General features: G+C 70.8%; 19 protein-coding genes. 5 read left to right on the forward strand and 14 right to left on the reverse strand.

Annotation, left to right across the window (positions count from 1 at the left end; translation table 11 throughout):
• The first annotated feature begins 306 nt into the window (after positions 1 to 306).
• Together asnB and ABD371_RS26840 are read left to right on the forward strand one after the other, a co-directional pair.
• Positions 307 to 2,157, forward strand: coding sequence for an asparagine synthase (glutamine-hydrolyzing) (asnB, locus tag ABD371_RS26835; RefSeq protein WP_344482097.1), 1,851 nt, complete (start codon positions 307 to 309; stop codon positions 2,155 to 2,157).
• Positions 2,158 to 2,252: 95 nt separating this feature from the next.
• Positions 2,253 to 2,882: a pyridoxamine 5'-phosphate oxidase family protein gene (locus tag ABD371_RS26840; RefSeq protein WP_344482100.1), complete on the forward strand. Its 630-nt coding sequence runs from the start codon at positions 2,253 to 2,255 to the stop codon at positions 2,880 to 2,882.
• Positions 2,883 to 2,979: 97 nt separating this feature from the next.
• Here the strand turns inward: ABD371_RS26840 and ABD371_RS26845 are convergent, their stop codons facing one another.
• From ABD371_RS26845 to dpgB, 12 genes are all read right to left on the reverse strand, one after another.
• Positions 2,980 to 3,450, reverse strand: coding sequence for a holo-ACP synthase (locus ABD371_RS26845; protein WP_344482103.1), 471 nt, complete (start codon positions 3,448 to 3,450; stop codon positions 2,980 to 2,982).
• 3 nt (positions 3,451 to 3,453) lie between these two features.
• A complete protein-coding gene (locus ABD371_RS26850) occupies positions 3,454 to 4,260 on the reverse strand; it encodes a hypothetical protein (RefSeq protein ID WP_344482106.1) in 807 nt (268 codons plus the stop codon).
• Positions 4,261 to 4,276: 16 nt separating this feature from the next.
• Positions 4,277 to 4,564 carry a phosphopantetheine-binding protein gene (locus tag ABD371_RS26855; protein WP_344482110.1) on the reverse strand — a complete coding sequence of 96 codons (288 nt, stop codon included), beginning with the start codon at positions 4,562 to 4,564 and terminating at the stop codon, positions 4,277 to 4,279.
• A gap of 2 nt (positions 4,565 to 4,566) precedes the next feature.
• Complete coding sequence (locus ABD371_RS26860; protein ID WP_344482113.1) at positions 4,567 to 5,892, reverse strand: type III PLP-dependent enzyme; 1,326 nt, start codon at positions 5,890 to 5,892, stop codon at positions 4,567 to 4,569.
• Positions 5,889 to 7,271 (reverse strand): preATP grasp domain-containing protein, encoded by a 1,383-nt coding sequence (locus tag ABD371_RS26865; RefSeq protein ID WP_344482116.1) that lies wholly within the window; start codon positions 7,269 to 7,271, stop codon positions 5,889 to 5,891. The genes ABD371_RS26860 and ABD371_RS26865 overlap by 4 nt, the downstream gene beginning before the upstream one ends.
• 6 nt (positions 7,272 to 7,277) lie before the next feature.
• A complete protein-coding gene (locus ABD371_RS26870) occupies positions 7,278 to 8,267 on the reverse strand; it encodes a 3-oxoacyl-[acyl-carrier-protein] synthase III C-terminal domain-containing protein (RefSeq protein ID WP_344482119.1) in 990 nt (329 codons plus the stop codon).
• Positions 8,260 to 9,087 carry a class I SAM-dependent methyltransferase gene (locus ABD371_RS26875; protein ID WP_344482122.1) on the reverse strand — a complete coding sequence of 276 codons (828 nt, stop codon included), beginning with the start codon at positions 9,085 to 9,087 and terminating at the stop codon, positions 8,260 to 8,262. Before ABD371_RS26875 ends, ABD371_RS26870 begins: the two co-directional genes overlap by 8 nt.
• Positions 9,088 to 9,231: 144 nt before the next feature.
• Positions 9,232 to 9,471 (reverse strand): acyl carrier protein, encoded by a 240-nt coding sequence (locus tag ABD371_RS26880; protein ID WP_344482125.1) that lies wholly within the window; start codon positions 9,469 to 9,471, stop codon positions 9,232 to 9,234.
• Between the two features lie 80 nt (positions 9,472 to 9,551).
• A complete protein-coding gene (locus ABD371_RS26885; RefSeq protein ID WP_344482128.1) occupies positions 9,552 to 9,935 on the reverse strand; it encodes a holo-ACP synthase in 384 nt (127 codons plus the stop codon).
• Position 9,936: 1 nt separating this feature from the next.
• Positions 9,937 to 10,848, reverse strand: coding sequence for a class-II aminoacyl-tRNA synthetase family protein (locus ABD371_RS26890; protein WP_344482131.1), 912 nt, complete (start codon positions 10,846 to 10,848; stop codon positions 9,937 to 9,939).
• Complete coding sequence (locus ABD371_RS26895; RefSeq protein WP_344482134.1) at positions 10,845 to 11,735, reverse strand: diiron oxygenase; 891 nt, start codon at positions 11,733 to 11,735, stop codon at positions 10,845 to 10,847. Before ABD371_RS26895 ends, ABD371_RS26890 begins: the two co-directional genes overlap by 4 nt.
• Before the next feature lie 160 nt (positions 11,736 to 11,895).
• Positions 11,896 to 12,618 carry an enoyl-CoA-hydratase DpgB gene (dpgB, locus tag ABD371_RS26900; RefSeq protein ID WP_344482136.1) on the reverse strand — a complete coding sequence of 241 codons (723 nt, stop codon included), beginning with the start codon at positions 12,616 to 12,618 and terminating at the stop codon, positions 11,896 to 11,898.
• A gap of 181 nt (positions 12,619 to 12,799) precedes the next feature.
• Between dpgB and ABD371_RS26905 the strand changes: the two genes are divergently transcribed.
• Together ABD371_RS26905 and ABD371_RS26910 are read left to right on the forward strand one after the other, a co-directional pair.
• Positions 12,800 to 13,405: a class I SAM-dependent methyltransferase gene (locus ABD371_RS26905; RefSeq protein WP_344482138.1), complete on the forward strand. Its 606-nt coding sequence runs from the start codon at positions 12,800 to 12,802 to the stop codon at positions 13,403 to 13,405.
• A 48-nt stretch (positions 13,406 to 13,453) separates the two neighbouring features.
• Positions 13,454 to 13,771, forward strand: coding sequence for a hypothetical protein (locus ABD371_RS26910; protein WP_344482140.1), 318 nt, complete (start codon positions 13,454 to 13,456; stop codon positions 13,769 to 13,771).
• On the opposite strand, the gene ABD371_RS26915 is transcribed toward ABD371_RS26910, so the two are convergent.
• On the reverse strand, positions 13,722 to 14,330 hold the full coding sequence (locus ABD371_RS26915; protein ID WP_344482142.1) for a suppressor of fused domain protein: 609 nt from the start codon (positions 14,328 to 14,330) through the stop codon (positions 13,722 to 13,724). The genes ABD371_RS26910 and ABD371_RS26915 overlap by 50 nt on opposite strands.
• Positions 14,312 to 17,671 (reverse strand): phage tail family protein, encoded by a 3,360-nt coding sequence (locus tag ABD371_RS26920; protein WP_344482145.1) that lies wholly within the window; start codon positions 17,669 to 17,671, stop codon positions 14,312 to 14,314. Before ABD371_RS26920 ends, ABD371_RS26915 begins: the two co-directional genes overlap by 19 nt.
• A gap of 721 nt (positions 17,672 to 18,392) precedes the next feature.
• On the opposite strand from ABD371_RS26920, the gene ABD371_RS26925 reads away from it, so the two are divergent.
• A complete protein-coding gene (locus ABD371_RS26925; RefSeq protein WP_344482148.1) occupies positions 18,393 to 18,833 on the forward strand; it encodes an ATP-binding protein in 441 nt (146 codons plus the stop codon).
• Positions 18,834 to 18,857 lie beyond the last annotated feature (24 nt).

An 18,857-nucleotide genomic window follows, 5' to 3' on the forward strand; every position in this document is an offset into this window, starting at 1 on the left:
GCCAGCCTCCGATGAGAGTCGGCCCTTATGATACGTGCCGGACAGTGTTACGATCCTCATCGGAACAGTCGATGGGCATCGATGTAGTTGGCTTCCCGGGCGACCGAGCCCCAGGACGGCCGAGTTCCGGGATCCCACCCATCGGCCCCCCTTTCCGCGCGAGCGCCGAGCCCCCGAGCCACCACCGCCCCACCCCGGGCGTCCCCACGGCGCTCCCGATACCGCGTACGCGTCCCATGGCAGACCGCACGGCACACCTCAGGAGACGAGCCCCGTGCGGCGATCCCCACGACCCGAGGAGTCACCATGTGTGGAATCACCGGCTGGGTGGACTTCGAGCGAGACCTCCGCGGCGAGCGGGCCCAGTTGGCCGCGATGACCGAGACCATGTCCTGCCGGGGCCCCGACGACGAGGGCACCTGGGCGGACGAGCACGCCGCCCTGGGCCACCGCCGGCTCTCCGTGATCGACCTCGAAGGCGGCCGTCAGCCCATGGCCGCCCAGGAGGACGGGCGCGAACTGGCCGTCCTCACCTACAGCGGCGAGGTCTACAACTTCCGTGAGTTACGCCAGGAGTTGACCACCCGGGGCCACTCCTTCCGCACCCGCAGCGACACCGAGGTGGTGCTCCGCGGCTATCTGGAGTGGGGCGAGGGCGTCGTCGACCGCCTCAACGGCATGTTCGCCTTCGCGATCTGGGACGTCCGCCGCCAGGAACTCCTCCTGATCCGCGACCGGATGGGCGTCAAACCGCTCTACTACCACCCGCTCCCCGGCGGGGTGCTCTTCGGCTCCGAGCCCAAGGCCGTCCTCGCCCACCCCTCGGTGCCCCGCCGGATCGACGCCGACGGGCTGCGCGAGATCCTGGAGATGGTCAAGACCCCCGAGCACGCGGTCTTCTCCGGGATGTACGAGGTACGCCCCGGCCAGATCGTCCGGGTCAGCCGGACCGGCCTCACCAAGCGCACCTACTGGGCGCTGGAGGCCCGGGAGCACACCGACGACCTGGACACCACGGTCTCCACCGTCCGGGGGCTCCTCGAGGACATCGTGGACCGTCAGCTGATCTCCGACGTCCCGCTGTGCAGCCTGCTCTCCGGCGGCCTGGACTCCTCCGCGATCACCGCACTGGCCGCCAAGGGCCTGGCCAGGGACGGCGCGGGCCCGGTGCGCTCCTTCTCCGTGGACTTCGACACCCACGGCGAGGAGCATGTGGTCGACCATCTGCGCGGCACCGCGGACGCGCCCTTCGTCCGCGATCTCGCCGCCCACGTCGGGGCCGACCACAGCGAGATCCTGCTGGAGAGCTCCGAGATGGCCGATCCGGAGCTGCGGGCCGCCATCCTGCGCGCCGTCGATCTGCCCCCCGCCTACTGGGGCGACATGTGGCCCTCGCTCTACCGGCTCTTCCAGGCGGTCCGCGAGCACTCCACGGTGGCGCTCTCCGGGGAGTCCGCCGACGAGGTCTTCGGCGGCTACCGCTGGTTCTTCGACCCCGAGGCCGTCCAGGGCGACGTCTTCCCCTGGCTGGCCTCGGCGACCCGCGCCTTCTTCGACGACAAGAGCCTCTTCGACCCGGGGCTGCTCCAGAAGCTCAACATGCCGGACTTCCTGCGCGACAGCTTCTCGGGCGCGATGGGCGAGGCCCCCCGGCTCCCCGGCGAGAGCGGCACCGACCGCAGGATGCGGCAGCTGAGCTATGTGAACCTCACCCGCTTCGTCCAGGCCCTGCTGGACCGCAAGGACCGGATGAGCATGGCGGTCGGCCTGGAGGTCCGCGTCCCGTTCTGCGACCACCGGCTGGTCGACTACGTCTTCAACGTGCCCTGGGAGATGAAGACCTTCGACGGCCGGGAGAAGAGCCTGCTGCGCGCCGCCACCAGGGATCTGCTGCCCCGGTCCATAGCCGAGCGGGTCAAGAGCCCGTACCCCACCACCCAGGACCCCGCCTACGACCGGGCGCTCCGCCGGTCGCTGGAGGCGGTGCTGGCGAACCCCTCCTCGCCGGTGCTGCCGCTGCTCGACACCACCGCGGCCCGCCGGCTGCTGGGCTCCGCCGTCGGCGACATCAGCCCGCAGCAGAGCCGTACCGGCGTGGAGCTGGTCCTCGGCCTCGACTCCTGGCTGACCTCGTACTCCGTCACGCTGGATCTGTGACGGACCCTCCCCACCCAGCACGGCGGGGCGGGCCGGCCCGGACACCACGGGCGGGCCCGCCCCGCCGCGCACCCTCTCTACGGCAAGGACGCGTCATGACCAGATTCGCCCGTATCGCCTACACCGATTCGGTCCGCGCGACCCAGCGCGAGAACGGCAGCGCGCTCGCGGCCCAGCGGCAGCTGGCCGAGGGCGACCGGCCCGACCCGCTGGGTCCCAACGAGGCCGGGTTCATCGCCTCCCGCGACGGCTTCTACATGGCCAGCGTGGGCGACACCGGCTGGCCCTACATCCAGTACCGGGGCGGCCCGCGCGGCTTCCTGCACATTCTCGACGCGCACACGCTCGCCTTCGCCGACGTCCGGGGCAACCGCCAGTACATCAGCGCGGGCAACCTCCGCCAGAACGACCGGGTGGCGCTGTTCTTCATGGACTACGCGCGCCAGACCCGGCTCAAACTCCTGGGACACGCCACGGAGAGCCGGCCCGAGGAGAACCCCGAGCTGACGGCGCGGCTCACCGAACCGCGCACCGACGGCCGGGTGGAGCGGCTGTTCACCATCGAGGTCGAGGGCCTCAACTGGAACTGCCCCCAGCACATCACCCCGCGCTTCAGCGAGGAGGAGCTTCAGGAGGCGCTCCAGCCCGTCCGCGACCGCATGGCCGCGCTGGAGGCGGAGAACAAGGAACTCCGGGCCCGGCTCGGGGCGCCGGGAACGCCCTGAGCCCCGCCCGGGGTGTGGGTCCGGGCGGGGCGGTCCGTCTCCGGGCGGGGTCCGGGCGCTAAGCCGCCCGGCGGTTCCGGCGCGCCCGGAGGGTGGTTCAGGGCAGGGCCGCCAGCTCGTGGACGCGCCGCACCACCTCGGCGGCCGTGCCCGCCGCCGCCCGGGGGTCCGGCCCGGGGTCCGCGCCGGGGCCCGGTCGCGGCAGGCCGATCGCCGCCGCGACGACGAGCCCCCGCTTGTGGGTGATGGAGACCGTCACCCCGGCCATCCCCAGCTCCTCGGCGCGCCGGGCGGCGGGCCCCGCCAGCCGTACCAGCGGGGCCCCCGCCCCGGTGCGCACCACCGCCACCCGGCTCGGCACGATCCCCGCGCCGACGCCGGTGCCGAGCGCCTTGAGGACGGCCTCCTTCGCGGCGAACCTGCCGGTGAGGAACTCCCGGGCGCGCTGCGCGCCGAAGGAGGCCGCGATCTCCAGCTCCTGGGGCGCGTAGGCCCAGGCGCGGAACCAGGGCCGTTCGAGCAGCCGGGCCAGCTCGTCCGTGCGCAGGACGTCGACGCCGAGCCACACGGTCTACCGCCCGCCGCGCAGGACGGCGAGATGGCTCGCGCCCGAGAGCGGGTCGGTGTCGCAGAGCACGACCGCCGCGTACTCCTCCCGCCAGGCGCGCCAGTGCCGGGCCAGCGCCAGCCACACGCTGGTGCAGTAGGTGCCCCGGTTCGCCCGGTGGACCCGGGGGCCGAGTTCCGTCTCCTCGACCCACGGCCCGGCGACCACCAGGGTGCCGTCCGGGTCGGCCGCCGACAGCGCGGCCAGCCGCCCGGCGGGCGAGGTCCCGGCCGGCAGGGTCTCCACCCCGCCCAGCACGGGTCCTTCGCCCTCGTCCGTGCCGAGGAGCAGCAGCACTCCCGAGTCCACCAGCGGGGTGTCGTGCGCCAGCGGGAAGTACACCGGCAGGGTGGTCTGTTCGAGCACGGCGATCACGGCCTGGGCGCAGCGCCCGGCGCGCTGGTATCCGGCGACCAGCCGCAGCGCGGTGAAGGGCGCGGCCAGTCCCTGCTGGGAGACGCCGGTGCTGGTGGCCCCGCCGCCCAGGAGCATATTGAGATGGGGGGCGACGGCGGTGAAGGGGTGGAGGTCGGGCAGGGCGTGGCTGAGCACGATCAGATCCGGCTTCGCGTCCCGGATCTCCTCGGCGCGGGCGAGGTGGTCCACCAGGTCCTGATGGCTGATGTTGGGTCCGGCGCGCAGCAGGGACTCGTCGACGCTCCCCCCGAAGGGCTCCACCAGATCGCGGTGGAAGGCGAGCAGCCGCGGATCGCTCGCATAGGGCTTGCGCGGCGGCGCGACCACGCTGACGGCGGCCTGGAGAGCTGGCATCCTCCGTGATCTCCTCTCATGCCTCGTCGGGGCCGGCGGGGGCCCCGGCGGGAAGCCGGCTCCCGACGCGGTCGGCGAGTGTGCCCACCGTGCGGAAGTCGTCCATGTCGAGTTCCTCGGGGTCGACTTCGAGTCCGGTGAGGTCCTCCAGGGTGACGAGGAGTTCGAGTACGGAGGTGGAGTCGAGGAAGAGGTCCTCGAAGAGCCGGGTGTCCTCGGTGATCTCGGTGATCTCGGCGGGGTCGCGCTCCATCACCTCGGTGAGCGCCGACTCGATGGCGTACAGCAGTTTCGGGCGTTCCATGGTCATGCGCTCCCGTTCCGGTTCCGTGCGGGTTCGAGGTCGGGGTCGGGGTCGGGTTCGAGGTCGACGAGTCGTTGCCGGACCAGCAGGTCCTCGGCCGTGTCCCGTTCCCGGACGAGATGGGGTACGCCCCGGTGGACCAGGACCTCGGCGGGGAAGCCGTGGCCGAGGAAGTGGCCGGGCGAGGCGGAGGGTCCGTACGCGCCCGCGCGCTCGACGCCGATGAGGTCGCCGGGTTCGACGGCGGGCAGCGCGACCCGTTTGGCGATGACGTCGCTGGGGGTGCAGAGCGGCCCGGTGACGGTGTAGGCGTGGGTCGGCTCGGCGTCGTACCGGCTCAGGGAGCGGATGGGGAAGTTGCGCTTGACGAAGCCGCCGATGCCCACGGCGGGCATGATGTGGTTGGTGCCGCCGTCGGCGACGACGAAGGTCTCCCCCATCGACTCCTTCACATAGAGCGCGCGGGTGACATAGCGGCCCGCGGTGGCGGTGAGATAGCGGCCGAGTTCGGTGATCAGCCGGCAGCCGGGGTGGGCGCGTACGAAGGGCTCGACCGCCGCGTTGAGGCCGCCGGTGAGTTCGCCGAGGTCGAAGTCCTTCTCGTTGTCGAAGTAGGCGACGCCGAGGCCGCCGCCGATGTCGACGGTCTCCAGCGGGACGTCGAGGGTGCGGGACAGCTCCTCGGCGAGGTCCAGGATCCGGCGGGTGTTGGCGACGATGTGGGCGGGGTCGAGGAAGCGGGTGCCCATATAGGCGTGGAATCCGGTCACCCGGATCCGCCGCAGGGCGGCCAGCTCGGTGCGCGCGCCGCGCAGCGCCTCGGCGTCGATGCCGAACTGGCGGGGTTTGCCGCCCATGGTGAGGCCGGCTCCCCGGCCCGCGAAGTCGGGGTTGATCCGCAGGAGTACGGGTACGTCGGCGCGGCCGGCCTCCTCGGCGAGTCCGTCCAGGAGGCGGAGTTCCGCGAGCGACTCGCAGACGATCGCGGAGATCCCGGCGTCGAGGCAGGCGCGGAGTTCCTCGCGGGTCTTGCCGGGGCCGAGGAAGATCATGTCGGCGGGGGCGACGCCCGCCCGGCGGGCGGTGAGGAGTTCCACCGCCGAGGAGAGTTCCGCGCCCGCCCCGAGGGAGTTGAGGTAGGCGCAGACGCTGATGTTGGGGTTGGCCTTGAGGGAGAAGAAGATGTCGACGGCGGGGTGCAGCAGCTCCCTCAGCCGGTGGTGGACGGAGTGGAGCTCCTCGGCGTCGTAGACGAACAGCGGGGTGCCGTAGCGTTCGGCGAGCCGGGAGACCGGTACTCCCTGGACATGGAGTTCGGCGGCGTTCATGAGGTCCCTTCGATGCCCGCCACCCGCGCCAGCGCGGCGGTGATCTCGTCGTCGAGGGCGGTGAGCCCGGCGCGGTCGGCGGCGAACAGCACGGTGTGGAGCCGGCCCCGGAAGGAACCGTCCTCGCCCGCCTGCGCGTTGACCGTGCCGAAGCAGGTGATGACGGCGCCCGGGCCGCCGTCGTCCGGGGGCGGGTCGCCGATCGCCTCCAGGAGGTCGGCGAAGGGCACGGGCCGGCTCAGCCTCAGCGGATACCGCCGGGCGAGGGCCGCGGTGCCGGGCCGCAGGAACCGCTCCAGCACCCGGCCCTGGTAGCTGCCCATGCTGAGCCGGGCGTTGATCTCCAGTACGGGGTAGAGCAGCCCGTCCGCGCCGAGCAGCCCGTCCACGCCCACCACCCCGAAGAACCCGTCCTCGTACAGCCGCCGGCCGAGCAGCTCGGCGGCCTTCGCCAGCTCGTCGTGGAGGCCGTCGTCCAGGGCGGCGGGCATCCGGTGGCCGCCGGGCACGCCCTGGACGATCAGGGCCTCCTTGACGAAGTCCAGACGTACCCGGCCCCGGCGGTCGATCACGAACTGGTAGGCGAGATCGGCCTTCTTGGGCAGGAAGTGCTCGACGACGGCGTGGAGCGCTCCGTCGCCGATCCTGCGGGCGCGCTGGTCGGCCATCCTCAGCAGCCGTTTCGCCCTGGCGGGGCCGTCGACCACGAAGAGTCCGCGCCCGGAGACCCCGTAGGCGTCCTTGACGATCAGCGGCCGGCGCGCGGTGTCGTACCGGCCGAGCGCCTCGCGCAGCTCGTCCACGCTCTCGCAGACCTGGCCCGGGACGGTCCGCAGACCGAGCGCCCCGGTCACCCGGCGGCTGTAGATCTTGCTGTTGACGCGCTCGGTGACCCCGGCCCCGGCGACCGCGGGGCGCAGTCCGGTCTCGGCGGCGATCCGCTCCTCCAGGGCCGTGTTGCCCATCGGCATCAGATACGCGCCGTCCCGTGCGAGTGCGCGCAGCCGCCGCAGCGCGTCGGGCGAGGCGAGCACCGCCCGGCTGGTGTCGGCGGCGCTCGCGCCGGGCGCGGCGGGGACGACGAGTTCGGCGGGGAGGGCGAGCCCGGCCCGCTCGGCGTAGCGGCGGTAGCCGGGGTCGAGGCCCGTGCCGAGCAGGAGTGTGTCGCCGGGTTCGGCGAGCAGTGCGCCCAGCTCCTCCATGCGCTGTGTCAGCGGGCCCCGGGCGGGCGGGCGGGGGGCCGGGAGGCCCCGGTGGCGGTGCGCCCATTCGTTCTCGGCCTCGAAGTTGCACAGCCAGACGAAGCGGGCGTCCCGGCGTCCGGTGAGGGCCTCCTTGAGGCCGGCGGTGTATCCGGGCGGGTGCGCGGCGATGCTCATCGGCGCTCACCGCCTCCGGTGGCGGACCACCATCGCGCCCAGCGTCGCACCGAGGCCGACGGAGACGAAGAGGTAGTCCGCGCCGTCGACGAGGCGGCCACTGTCCCTGAGCGTCACATAGTTGACGAAGTTGTCCGAGGCGTAGCAGTGGCTGTAGCGCGGCACGTTCTCCAGGAAGACCCGGTCGGGGTCAAGGCCCATCTCCTTGATGACGCCCCGCCAGGAGATGAGGTTGACGTTGTGCGGGATGATCATCTCGATGCCGGAGAAGTCGAGTCCGGCCTCCGCGACGGCCCCGCGCATCACCCCGGCGAGGGCCTGGGCGTAGACCGCGCCGTACTCCCTGGTCTCCTCCTTGGTCAGCCGCAGGCCGGCCGCGTACTCGCCGAGGGTGCGGGTGACGTAGGAGCGCACGATGTCGCCGGGGCCGCCGACGGTGAGCAGACAGGCGGCTCCGGCGTCGGCCATCACGGCGGTGTTCGGGATGAGCTGGACGGTCGGGGAGAAGGCGCGCTCGCCGGTGACCATCAGCGCGTACGCCCTGCTCGGCCCGTCCGGCCCGTCGGCCCTGTCCGTCTCGTCCGTCTCGGCGCGCAGCAGTTCGGCCACCGCGTCGATCGCGCCCAGGCTGCTGACACAGGCCTGCTGGCTGACGGCGAAGGCCTCGGCCTCGTGCAGTCCGAGCGCGTCGCGGATCATGCGGGCCGGGTCCAGGTCGGGCGGGGCGAGGGTCTGGATGGTGTGGGCGTAGACGACGTAGCGGACGCGGGCGCCCTCGGGGAGCGCCGCCAGGGCGCGCCGGGCGGGCGGGAGGGCCAGGTCGAAGAGGGTGTTGGCGGGGTCGAGGCGCAGCTCGTCGAGTCCGTAGATCTTCCGGAAGACACCGGCCTCGGCCCGTCGCAGTCCGAGGCTCTCGGCGAGTTCGTCGACCCGTACCGTGCGCTCCGGCAGAAAGGACTCGATCCGTTCCAGGGTGGTGGCCGCCCGGTCAGGCACCGGTGACCTCCGCGCCGATCAGCCAGGAGCGGGAGACGCCGCGCCGGGCGCGCGGCTGGACCTCGTACGGCCAGCGGCCCTCGCCCGCGCCCGGCTCGCCCGGCTCGCGGACCTCGTAGGTCTTCCAGCGGTTGGCGGCGAGGAACTCCTCGGGCTCGTCGGTGCCGAACCGCCAGGGGGTGCCGTCCTTCTTCAGCGCCGCGAGGAAGCTCTGGTTGAAGGGGCTGCGCAGCAGCTGGCGGCTGACCATGTCGGTGACGAGCCGGCTGCCCGGCGCGGAGGCGGCGGCCAGGGTGTTCAGCAGCCCGCCCGCCTGCTCCTCGGTGAGGAAGAAGAAGAGGCCCTCGGCGAGCCAGAGGGTGGGCAGGCCGGGGTCGTGCCCGGCGTGGGCGAGGGCGGGCAGCCAGTCGGTCGCCAGATCGGCGGAGACCTCCCGCCGCTCGGCCCGCGCAGACGCGCCGAGCCGGGCCAGCCGGGCGCGCTTCTCCTGGATGAGGCCGCCGTGGTCGACCTCGTACAGCACGGTGCCGTCCGGCCAGTCGAGCCGGAAGGCCCGGGTGTCCATGCCGGTGGCGACGGACACCACCTGGCGGATGCCGGTCTCGGCGAGGACGGCGCGCGTGGCGTCGTCGTAGAAGCGGGTTCTGATGGCGATGAAGGGCAGCAGGCCACCGCCGCCGTATTCCTCCAGCAGCTCGAAGCCGCGCGGGGCGGCGAGCGCGCGGGCGAACGGGTCCTCGAAGAGGGATCCCGACTCGCGCTCGGTCTCCACCGCGCGTGCGGCCGCGGTCCATTGCGCTGTGTACGAGACGGCTTCCACTGCTCAACCCTTTCTCGGCGTCTGGCTCATGGGCCCCGCCGGGGTGCGGGGCTTCGGGGGTGGCGCTCCTCGGCGGCGCGGGGCCCGCACCGGCGGTGGTCGGGGGCGGCCGCCGGTGCGGGGGCCTCGCGGGCCGTTCACCGCTCACGCTCGGGCGAAGAACGCCTTCTCGATGGCGGAGAGCGTCTGGAAGTCCTGGATGTCGATGGCGTCGAAGTCGATCTCCACATCGGCGGCGGCCTCGATCGTGTAGACCAGCTCGACGAACGACAGCGAGTCCACGAGGCGGCTCTCGATGAGGTTCTCGTCGCTCGCCACCGATTCACGCTCGGGGTGCCGGGAGAGAATCCACGCCCGGACCTCGTCGATACGGGTAGAAATCATCGCTTCCCCTCTGTCCATTGCCTATGGGTGGGCCGGGCTGTTGCCGGACGGCCGCTCCGGCCGGGCCCGGCGGGCCGCCGTCAGGGGCGGGCGGCGCACGCGACCGCGATGGCACACGGCTCGTCGTGCGCGATGCTGATCTCGATACGGCCGATCAGCGCGGCCTCGGCGAGTTCGGCGGCCCGGCCGCTGAGGCGCACCTCCGGCCAGCCGCCGGGGCCCTTCAGTACTTCGATCCCCTGCCAGGGAAGGGTCTCCCGCGAGGAGTGGAAGAGTTTGAAGACGGCTTCCTTGGCGGCCAGCCGCCCCGCGATACCGGCGATGTCCGGGCTCCGCCCCGGGGAGCAGAGCGCGCGCTCGGCCTCGGTGAGCATCCGGGCCATCAGGAGTCCGTCGTCGCGCGCCAGCATCTCCCGGACCCGGGCGAAGGGCACCAGGTCGACGCCGACCCGCCCGCTCCCCATCTCAGGAGACCTGCTGGGCGGCCGTCCGCACGGCGGCGAGCGCGGCCCGGGTGTCTCCCTCGTACACCTCGTCGAGGACCGCGAGCCAGCGTTCGAGACCGAAGGCGACACAGCTGGTGAAGGCGTGCGCCTGCTGCGCCTGCTCGTCCTGCTCGTCCTGCTCCGCGAGGGTGATTCCGCACCGCTCGCCGAAGAAGTTGCGGTGCGTGTTCACCGAGGCGATGGCGAGGCCGCCCCGGTGGAACTCGTACTTCACCGGGCTGAGCTTCTGGAGCAGCGCCCGCGCGCCGCCGCTCTCGAAGAAGGGGTCGGTCGCCGCCTCCTTCTCCAGGCCGAGCCCGAGTGCGTCCGAGAACTTCTCGATCCGGCCGGAGAACTCCTCCAGCAGCCGCTGGGTGTGCTCGAAGCCGCCGAGCGCGACGACCTCGCGCATCTGGAAACTGAGCAGCCGGCGCAGTCCGTTGTACCGGGTCTCGTTGCGGAAGCAGCGGTTGACCAGGGTGACCAGGGTGTCGGACTCCAGCCGCCGGCCCTCGTAGTACAGATAGGCCCCGTAGCAGGTGGCGTGCGGGAGGCCGAACCGCGCGTCGTTCATCACGGCGGGCTCGACGCGGGCGCCGCCCGTCAGGATGTCGGCGGCGTGGTCCGTGTTGAGGGGGCCCGCCACAAAGGTGAGATGGGGGAAGTTCTTGTAGACGTCGAACTTCGCCAGATCGGAGACCGGGAACACCGGCGGCGGGCAGATCTCCCGCGCCCCGGCGGCCACCCCCCAGCCCGCGAAGATCCGGTCCAGCTCCTTGAGCAGCTCCGTCTGGTCCGGCCCGAGTATCCGCACCGCGCCGTCCGTGTCGAATTCCCCGTCCACGCCCGTCACCGTGCCGGGCGACACCGTGCGCTCGTCCACCGTACTCATCGCAGTACCAGCTCCTGATCGCCGATGATCCCGGTCTTCTCCAGATACCTGAGCGTCTTGCGGAACACCTGGCGCTCGAACTCCGGCCGGGCCGGACCGGTCAGCAGGTCCTTGCGCAGCTGCTGCGGATTCTCGACGCCGGCGTCGCGGTAGACCTTCGGATTGAACAGCGACTCAAAGCTGTAGATCATGTACCGCTTGACGTAGACGTCGATCTGCCGTAATTCCTCCGGCGTCGCGGTGCTCCGGACGTCCGCGAAGAGGATCTCCACCAGTTCGCGGCCGAACGCGATGTGCCGTGATTCGTCCTGGTGGTGAATGCGGTTGATGTTGCGGATCGTCTCGTGAAGGCGTTCGTCGGCGGCCATCTTGGCGTTGAAGAAGTCCACCAGCTCCTCGAAGATCAGGATGCGGGTGAACACCAGCAGACTCTCGACCTTCGACTGGGGAATGCTGACGGTGTCGCCGGGGACCTGGCGGTAGAGCTTCTTCCCGTACCGCAGGCAGAATTCGGCGAAGAACCACATGTGCTCGTTCTCCTCACCGATGAAGTGGTGGAAGAACTCGGAAGGCGTCTCGAACCCCGCGGTGTGGATCCGCTTGGTCACCTCGATGAGCAGCTCACGGATGCCGTGCACATTCAGGCTGTAGAAGTTGATGCTCTCGTACTTCGACAGCGCGTACAGCTGCTCCTGGGTGAGCCGCTCGGCCGCCGCCGTCCCATGGGTGGTGGTCAGCTCCGGGCTCATCCACCACATCGACTCCGGGAGTGTGTCCGGCCATTCGAAAACCCGGTAGGGATTGTAGTAGTCATTGACCGATTTCTCCGACAGCCGATCGAGGATTCCGAGGAAACGGTCGTTGCTGTCGATCAGTGAACTCACCATGCGCACAAGACCTTTCACCCACCGGCAGCGGCACTGTCGCCCCTGCGCCCTCATCACGCGTTCCTCAGAAGCTAGGCCGGGCCGTGAGAGAGCGGCAATGCCCTCAAGCGGCCTGGCCGCTTGAGGCCAGACCGCGAGCGCCGCCGGGTCGAACGGGCCGTCAGACCGCCGGTCCCGGCCTCCGCCGCGAAGGCCCGGGCGCGGCGGCCGGGCGAATGCCGAACGCCTCGTCGAAACGGGTCGCGGTCACGGCCCCGGTCTCGGCGAGCGGCCGGCGGCGGCGCGCCTGCGGCGGGCCGCCCAGCCTGCGAACGGGCGCGACGGCCGCCGCGAGCGCGCGCGGGGTGTCCTGGGCGATCTCGTCGACCAGCCCCGCGTCCAGAGCCCTCGGCCCCGGCACCCCGCCCTCGTACCGCGACAGCCTCCGCACCCGGGCGGGCCCGAGCTGACCGGTGAGCCGGTGCGCGATCATCCCCGGCCAGGGTTCACCGGCCGCCCCGAGCGGCGCCAGCAGCAGATCCGGCGTACCGATCCGGTAGTCGCACGAGAGCAGCGCCTCCAACGCGGTCCCCCCGCACCATCCGTGCGCCACCGCGAACGCCCCCGCCGCCGACCGCTCCAGCCTCCTCAGCGAACGCTCCCACCGGCTGACCAGATGAATCGCCGCCGGCTCCACCACCGGCGGCCCCGCCGCCACACTCGCCCGAGGCGTGCCCAGCCGCAGAATCACCACCGGCGCCCCGGGAGCCTCCGCCACCCGCGCGCAGAGCGATTCCACCGCGCCGATCAGCTCCGGCGTCAACCGCTCCGTCCCCGTGATGCTCAGCCGGAAATCGGCCCGCCCTCGCACGGCCACCGTGCGGTACGCAGATCCAGAAGACATGCTCCCCCGCCGCTTCCCCCGGGGACGCCGCCGAACCCACCCCCGTGGCACCGGGACCCGCGTCCCGGTCTTCCACGGTGTGCGACATTCCCCCATCAGGCCTCCATACCAACGGACTTCACCCCGTTTGTCGCCCCCCGTCGCGATACTTAGGGGCCCGATAGGGGTCTAGGTTGGGGAGATGGAGGAGTACTGGAATCACAATGCCCACTACCACCCGCTGGTGCTCGACGCCCTGCCGCCCGGCTGCGCGACGGCCCTGGACATCGGCTGCGGAGAGGGGCTGCTGGCACGCAGACTGGCCCAACGCGTCCCCTCCGTGACCGGCGTCGACCTCTCCGGCGAGATGATCGCCCGCGCCCGCGCCACGGGCCCGTCCTCCCTGACCTTCGCCCGCGCCGATTTCCGGGACCCCGCCCACGAGGCGCTCCCGGCCGGCGGCTTCGACTTCGTCAGCGCCGTCGCCGTCGTCCACCACGTCGACTTCTCCGAAGCCGTCGAGGCCCTCGACCGCCTCCTGGCCCCCGGCGGCCGTCTGGTGATCATCGGCCTCGCCCGCAACCGCACCCCCCTCGACTGGCTCCTGAGCGCCGCCGCCGTCCCCGCCGCCCGCCTCCGCGCCCGCCGCCACGGCGGCGAGACCGTCCCACCCGGCATGCCCGTCCAGACCCCCACCATGACCTGGTCCACCGTCCGCCACACCGCCCACCGCCTCCTCCCCGGCTCCCGCTTCCGCCGCCATCTCCTCTGGCGGTACTCCCTCACCTGGTCCAAGCCGGCTGTCTGAGTCCGCTCCGGGCCGCCGGGCCGGGCGGGGGAGGCCGGGCCGTACGCGGTGCCGAACAGGGCCGTAACACCGTCCGCGCAGGACCCGAAGCGCCGGGCTCGACGGCGCGAACGCGCTGACCTCGCCGAACTCGGCTTCTGCGCCGAACTGCGCGGCGACGCCGCCCTCCGCCCCCAGGAGGAGGGCCTCACCACCGCCCGCACCACCGGCGACCCCCGGGCCGCGCTCGGCGACGAGATCTTCGCCGAGCGCCTGGCCGACGGCGCGGGGCACGGCCCGTGGGCCGTGTACGGGACCCGCACCGTGCGGGCGGCTGTCACACGACCGGACCCCGATCGGGGTCCTGATCGACCATTCCTCGATTGACAAGGGCGCAGTACCCCTTCTTCCGGTCAGTGCGGGACTCCACGAAATCCGCCTCCGCCGGGAACAGCGGGACCACCCGGAGGAAAGCGGTCCCGGCATGCGGCGCAAGGAAACGGAACCCATCCATCGGATCCCAGTCGACGAGCAAGGCCATGGTGAATCGAGGGAAGCCGGGCAGTGAAATATTTTCCAGAATCTGCCCGTCATTGAAAAGGCGTCCGGTCTTCAGCGGCACTGATGCCAGCTCGACCAATGCCTCCGCCAGGGAATCGACGGAGGCTTCGCCCAGCGGCCCCTTGAGTGCTATGCCCAGCTCGCAGGGGAAATCGGCACAGATTTTGGCCGAACTGAACCCAGCGGTTCCCAGTAAACCCAGATTGGTCACCGGATCCATTTGCTCGACCTCGTTCGGAAGGTAGACCACGACAGAACATTCCCCCAAGAGCGGCTCCGGGCGAGAGAATCGAATCGTACGGCCGGGTGGATCAAAAATATCCGCGTACGCGGCGACGACCGATGTGATGAAGTTTCCGTCCATGCTCAACCGTTCTTCCACCATGATTCGTGGCTTCCTTTTTCCCGAGACGGGGTCTCATAACCTTCCGCCGAACCTCCGCTCGCCGCGGACTCTTTCTTGTGTTCAGGTCCGTGATAGTTTTTCGGATCTTTGTTCCAGACCATGTTCTCACTTCTGGTCTGGAATTGCCCATATCTATTCCAATGCCCCGAAGCACCCTTACCCGCATGCCCGAGGACGGCAAATGGGAACGGGAATTCTTTATAAATATGAGGGTTGACCACACTCCTGTAGAGGGCCTGGCCCTGATGGTAAGCCGGACTCGCCTCCTCACCGGCTGTGGCAGGTACGTATGTATTGTTCGGGCCCTTCTTCCCGAGCAGCCCCTTGGTGAGGATCTTCATCCCCTCGGCAGACGTCTTGGACGGGTTACTGTATCCGTATTTATGCCGGTTTCCCTGATTGGCCTTGCGTAGCTCGGCAACTGTCGGATCGAATGTATTCACCCCCAGAGGGTCATTCGGGTGGGACTCGATACGGAAAATCATCCCCTTGATCTTCCAGTCTCTGACCACACCCACCGCAGTGTCTTTCTTAATGTTCAGGAGAACACCCAGATCCTTGGTGGGGAACTTGCTCGACCCGAAATGTTCCCGGGCCTTCTTCAGTCGCTCGACCGTGTCGTGACCCAGGAGCCCCTGTACTCTGGCGACCGACCGCCTCAGGCCGGACTGAGCCTTGACGATCCCTCTCCTCTTCAGGGCGAGATTCCGGCTCGCCACGCCTCCCCTCACATCGCCCTCATAGTCGGCGAGCCTGTCCAGCAAAGACTCCAGGCTGCTCTCCGCCCTGTCGATCGCGATGGCTATTTTGTTCTGTTCGGCCGGGTCGGTCTGCGAAGCAGCCTGGTTTCGGTAGGCAGCAATCGCCGTGGTGACCGGGTGTGGCTCACTGGCCAGCATCGGAACATATCGACCACCAGTTTTACCGATCCACAAACGATGGGATTTGGTTTCCACCTTCCAGGTGAGACGGTCGCCGACCGGACCGGCCTGCACCCTGTTGTCGGTTGTGGTTTTCTTCGCCCCCTTCCCTCTTCCGTCGAGACTCTTTCGCGGCTTTCTCCGGAAATTCTTGACCTTGTTCACAAGAAAGTCGATGATTCTGTCGACGGCTCGGTCGACGGGCCTGGACATGGCCTGGACGATCTGGCGGATCCGGCCGGTGATCCCGCCGACGCCCACCAGAGCGGCGAGGAATGCCAGGAGAACGGGGATCGCGCGGGCGAGAGCGCGTTCGATCAGGCTCGGGACACCTCCGGTACCGCCCCGGGCGATCGCGATCGCGGCGTCCAGGACGGCATTGACGAAGTCGATGATCTGGCGGGCGCGGGTGACGACGAAAGTGACGATGTCGACGATCAGCTTCACCGCGCGAACGAACGCGGAGGCCGGGTTCAGGAGGGAGAGGATCCACCGGATCCCCGCGGTGACGATCGTCGGGGTGACGTAGGCGAGCACCTTGTCGAGAAGGTCCTTGCGCAGATCCCCGACTCGGTTCCGGACGTCGTCCCACAACGCGGCGACCCCGCGCCGCCTCACCTCCGCCACGGCGGGGACGGCGGCCTCCGCCGCCGCGACCGCTTCCTCCGGCACCCGGCGGGTGAGGCGGGCACGGATGTTCGCCCAGGACAGCCCCAGCAGTGAGGCCAGCATGACGAACACACCCCGGGTGTCGAAGCGGGCCGGGAGCTGGAGTCCCGCGGCGGTGGCCCGGCCCAGCAGCCAGGACATGATGCCCCGCTGGAGATGGGTCTTGATGTTCTTCAGGAAGAGTTTCAGTCCGGCGCCGACACTGGTGACCAGGTTCTTCAGGAATCCGATCGGATCGGCCAGGATGAGCATGATCGCGGTGCCGGCCTTCGCCAGCACCCCCGCCAGGAGCGCCTTCAGCTCCCGGAGGGTGTTGATGACGCCGGTGATGGCGTCCTTCGCCTTGTCGACGAGCCCCTTGTTCTTCTCCTTCTCCTCCGCGACCTCACTGTCCACGGCCTTGAGGGCATCGGTGTACTTCGCGGCGAGGGTGTCGACCAGCTCGGTGCCCTTGTCGTCCACCGACTGCGCCAGCTCCTCGAAGCGGCTCTGGAACCCGGCCGCCGCCTCACGGCCGATCGCCCGCAGCCCCAGCGGCAGACGCCTCACCTCCGACTGAAGCTCTCCGCGTCCGTCCGTGATCCGCTTCTTCGCCCGCCCCAGCTCGACCGCGATCAGATCCGCGACCCCCGCGATCACCAGCTTCATCCGCCGGATGTAGTTCTCACGCGCCCGGTCGAAGATCCTGTCCGCCTCCGCCGGGAGACCGGCGAAGAGATCCTTCACCCACCGGGCCTTCCCCGCCCACCCGCCGTACCGCCGGTCCTTGTACGCCTCCATCTCGCGCTTGTGCTCGGCGGTGAAGGCGTCCCGCGCGGCCTTCTCCTCCCGGGTGAACCGCTCGTCCACCTTTCTGTCGAGATCGGTGAGGATCGACTCGACATCCTTCTTCATCGTGTCGAACACCGTCTGGAGCAGGGCGGTGACCTGAGCCCGCCGGTCCTCGTCCCGGGTCTTCGCCCCGGCCTTCCCCGCACCCACCCGCCGGCCGGCGGTCACCCTGGCATCGGCCATCCCCGCCATCGCCGCAGTGCCCGTGGTCTTCGCCCCGGCCGTCGCCGCCGACAGCTCACCCGCCTCGTGCCGCCTCATCCGCCCCGGTGCCGACGCCGCATGCCGCTCCGCCTTCTTCTTGTGCGCGAGCGCACCGGTGAACGACGGCTCATTGCCCTTCCGCAGCTGTGCCTCGGTGATCCGGTTCGCCGCGAGATCGCGGTTCATCCGCGCCGGACCGGCGGACAGATCCGTCGCCGAGGGGGGAAGCCGGTCCGGCACCGCGCTCGCGGCGTTCGGCGCGCCCGGGGCCCCCGGAGGCCGGTCGCCGGCGAGCGGAGTCACCTCCTTCACCACGGCGGCCGAAGTGTCCGGCGGTGCGGCCGTGGTGTCGGCGATCTCCCCGGCGGAGGACTCCTTGCCCTCCCCCACCTTGCCCTGGACCTCGGCCTTCACCTCCTCGGCCTTGCCGGAGCCGGCGAACTTCTCCGCGTCGTCCAGGTTCTTCGGAGCCCGGTCCGCGATCGCCTTCTCCACCGCCGCGATGAACGCCGCCTTGTCGAAGACGCCGGGCTTCGCCTCGTTCATCCGCTCCGCGTTGGTGGTCTTCCCCTGAGCGACGGCGTCGTCCTTCGGCGGCACCGCCGCCGCCTGCGCCGCGTCCGCCTCGACCCGCGCGGGCGGATGCGACGACGCCACCGCCCGCTTCTTCCGCCCCACGTCCTGCTGCAACGCCACGAACTTCGGATCGGCGCGCGGCCCCGGACGCCGCGATGTCTTCCCGCCGTCACGGTCACCGCCACCGCCACCGCCGGACGCACTGGTGCCCGCGGCCCCCGGCACGGACTCCCCGCGCGAAGTCTCCGCCACCGCACCATTGCCCACCTGCGTCTGGGCCCCGCCCGGCGGTCGCCCCGCCGGACGCGCGGGAGACCCGGTCCTCGGCCGGGCCGACAGGAGTGCCGCCGCCACACCGGCGTTGGACACCGACGCGTCCGACGCCCGCGCCGGGCCCGATAACTCCCCCCGGCTCCGGGGCGCGGCACGCTCCGGCTCCACGCGCTGTGGCCGCGGCACGTGGCTCTTCGGCTGAACCATGGGCCCTGCCCCCTTCTCGCGCCGAATCCGCCGATACCGAGGAAGAGCCGACACCGGGCGGCCACTCCGTCCGAGCCTGGCATCCCCCACGTGACCACGACGTCACCGGACCGTCTTCGCGACGAATCGGCACGGACCCCGGCGCGCCTCACCGTCACCCGCCCGCTTCCCGCGTTGTCGTGGCGGGAAGTCCCCGAACCCGCGATCCGCAATCCGCGACCGGTCGATCGTTTTGACACCCGCCGAGGTCGGCGACGTGTCCACCGGATCACCGAGGCCGGCCCTGTCGGGAGTGAACCCGGCGGCCCGGGGTAGGCGAGAGTCGCCGTGAGGCTGGTGACGACAACGGGGTGCGGAGGAAATGGAACAGATCGGGCTGGCCCAGAGGGGTGAGAGGGCGACGGGGGAGGCGGTCTCGCGGGCGGGGGTCTGTTACGACGGGGCGGCGGGGAGTATCGCGGCGGCGCGGGGGTTCACGGCGGAGTTTCTGGGGCGGGTACGGGGTGGGGCGGGGGTGGTGGAGGTGGCGGAGTTGGTGGTGAGTGAGCTGGTGACGAATGCTTGCAAGTACGCGCCGGGGCCGTGTCTGGTGGATTTGGAGGTCGTCGGGCAGGGTGCCGGACGGTCGGTGGAGATCACGGTGTGGGACGCGAATCCGGAGCCGCCGGTGCCGTACGCGGCGGAGCCCGGGCGGGTGGGCAGGCATGGGCTGGAGATCGTGCTGGCGTTGAGCGAGGGGTTCCATGTGGGGCGGGAGCCGGTCGGGAAGCGGATCAGGGTCAGGCTGCCGTTCGGGAACTGAGGACGGCTGAGGACGACTGAGGGC

This window comes from Streptomyces amakusaensis, from assembly GCF_039532665.1.
GTDB classification, from domain to species: domain Bacteria; phylum Actinomycetota; class Actinomycetes; order Streptomycetales; family Streptomycetaceae; genus Streptomyces; species Streptomyces amakusaensis.

Bases quoted from the DNA above. Each gene is read 5' to 3' on its own strand.
- ABD371_RS26865 (WP_344482116.1), bottom strand. From the start codon at position 7,271: ATGAGCATCGCCGCGCACCCGCCCGGATACACCGCCGGCCTCAAGGAG.
- ABD371_RS26925 (WP_344482148.1), top strand. From the start codon at position 18,393: ATGGAACAGATCGGGCTGGCCCAGAGGGGTGAGAGGGCGACGGGGGAG.
- ABD371_RS26860 (WP_344482113.1), bottom strand. From the start codon at position 5,892: ATGAACGCCGCCGAACTCCATGTCCAGGGAGTACCGGTCTCCCGGCTC.
- ABD371_RS26855 (WP_344482110.1), bottom strand. From the start codon at position 4,564: ATGGAACGCCCGAAACTGCTGTACGCCATCGAGTCGGCGCTCACCGAG.
- ABD371_RS26880 (WP_344482125.1), bottom strand. From the start codon at position 9,471: ATGATTTCTACCCGTATCGACGAGGTCCGGGCGTGGATTCTCTCCCGG.
- asnB (WP_344482097.1), top strand. From the start codon at position 307: ATGTGTGGAATCACCGGCTGGGTGGACTTCGAGCGAGACCTCCGCGGC.
- ABD371_RS26895 (WP_344482134.1), bottom strand. From the start codon at position 11,735: ATGGTGAGTTCACTGATCGACAGCAACGACCGTTTCCTCGGAATCCTC.
- ABD371_RS26840 (WP_344482100.1), top strand. From the start codon at position 2,253: ATGACCAGATTCGCCCGTATCGCCTACACCGATTCGGTCCGCGCGACC.
- ABD371_RS26885 (WP_344482128.1), bottom strand. From the start codon at position 9,935: ATGGGGAGCGGGCGGGTCGGCGTCGACCTGGTGCCCTTCGCCCGGGTC.
- dpgB (WP_344482136.1), bottom strand. From the start codon at position 12,618: ATGTCTTCTGGATCTGCGTACCGCACGGTGGCCGTGCGAGGGCGGGCC.
- ABD371_RS26905 (WP_344482138.1), top strand. From the start codon at position 12,800: ATGGAGGAGTACTGGAATCACAATGCCCACTACCACCCGCTGGTGCTC.
- ABD371_RS26850 (WP_344482106.1), bottom strand. From the start codon at position 4,260: ATGCCAGCTCTCCAGGCCGCCGTCAGCGTGGTCGCGCCGCCGCGCAAG.
- ABD371_RS26890 (WP_344482131.1), bottom strand. From the start codon at position 10,848: ATGAGTACGGTGGACGAGCGCACGGTGTCGCCCGGCACGGTGACGGGC.
- ABD371_RS26915 (WP_344482142.1), bottom strand. From the start codon at position 14,330: ATGGTGGAAGAACGGTTGAGCATGGACGGAAACTTCATCACATCGGTC.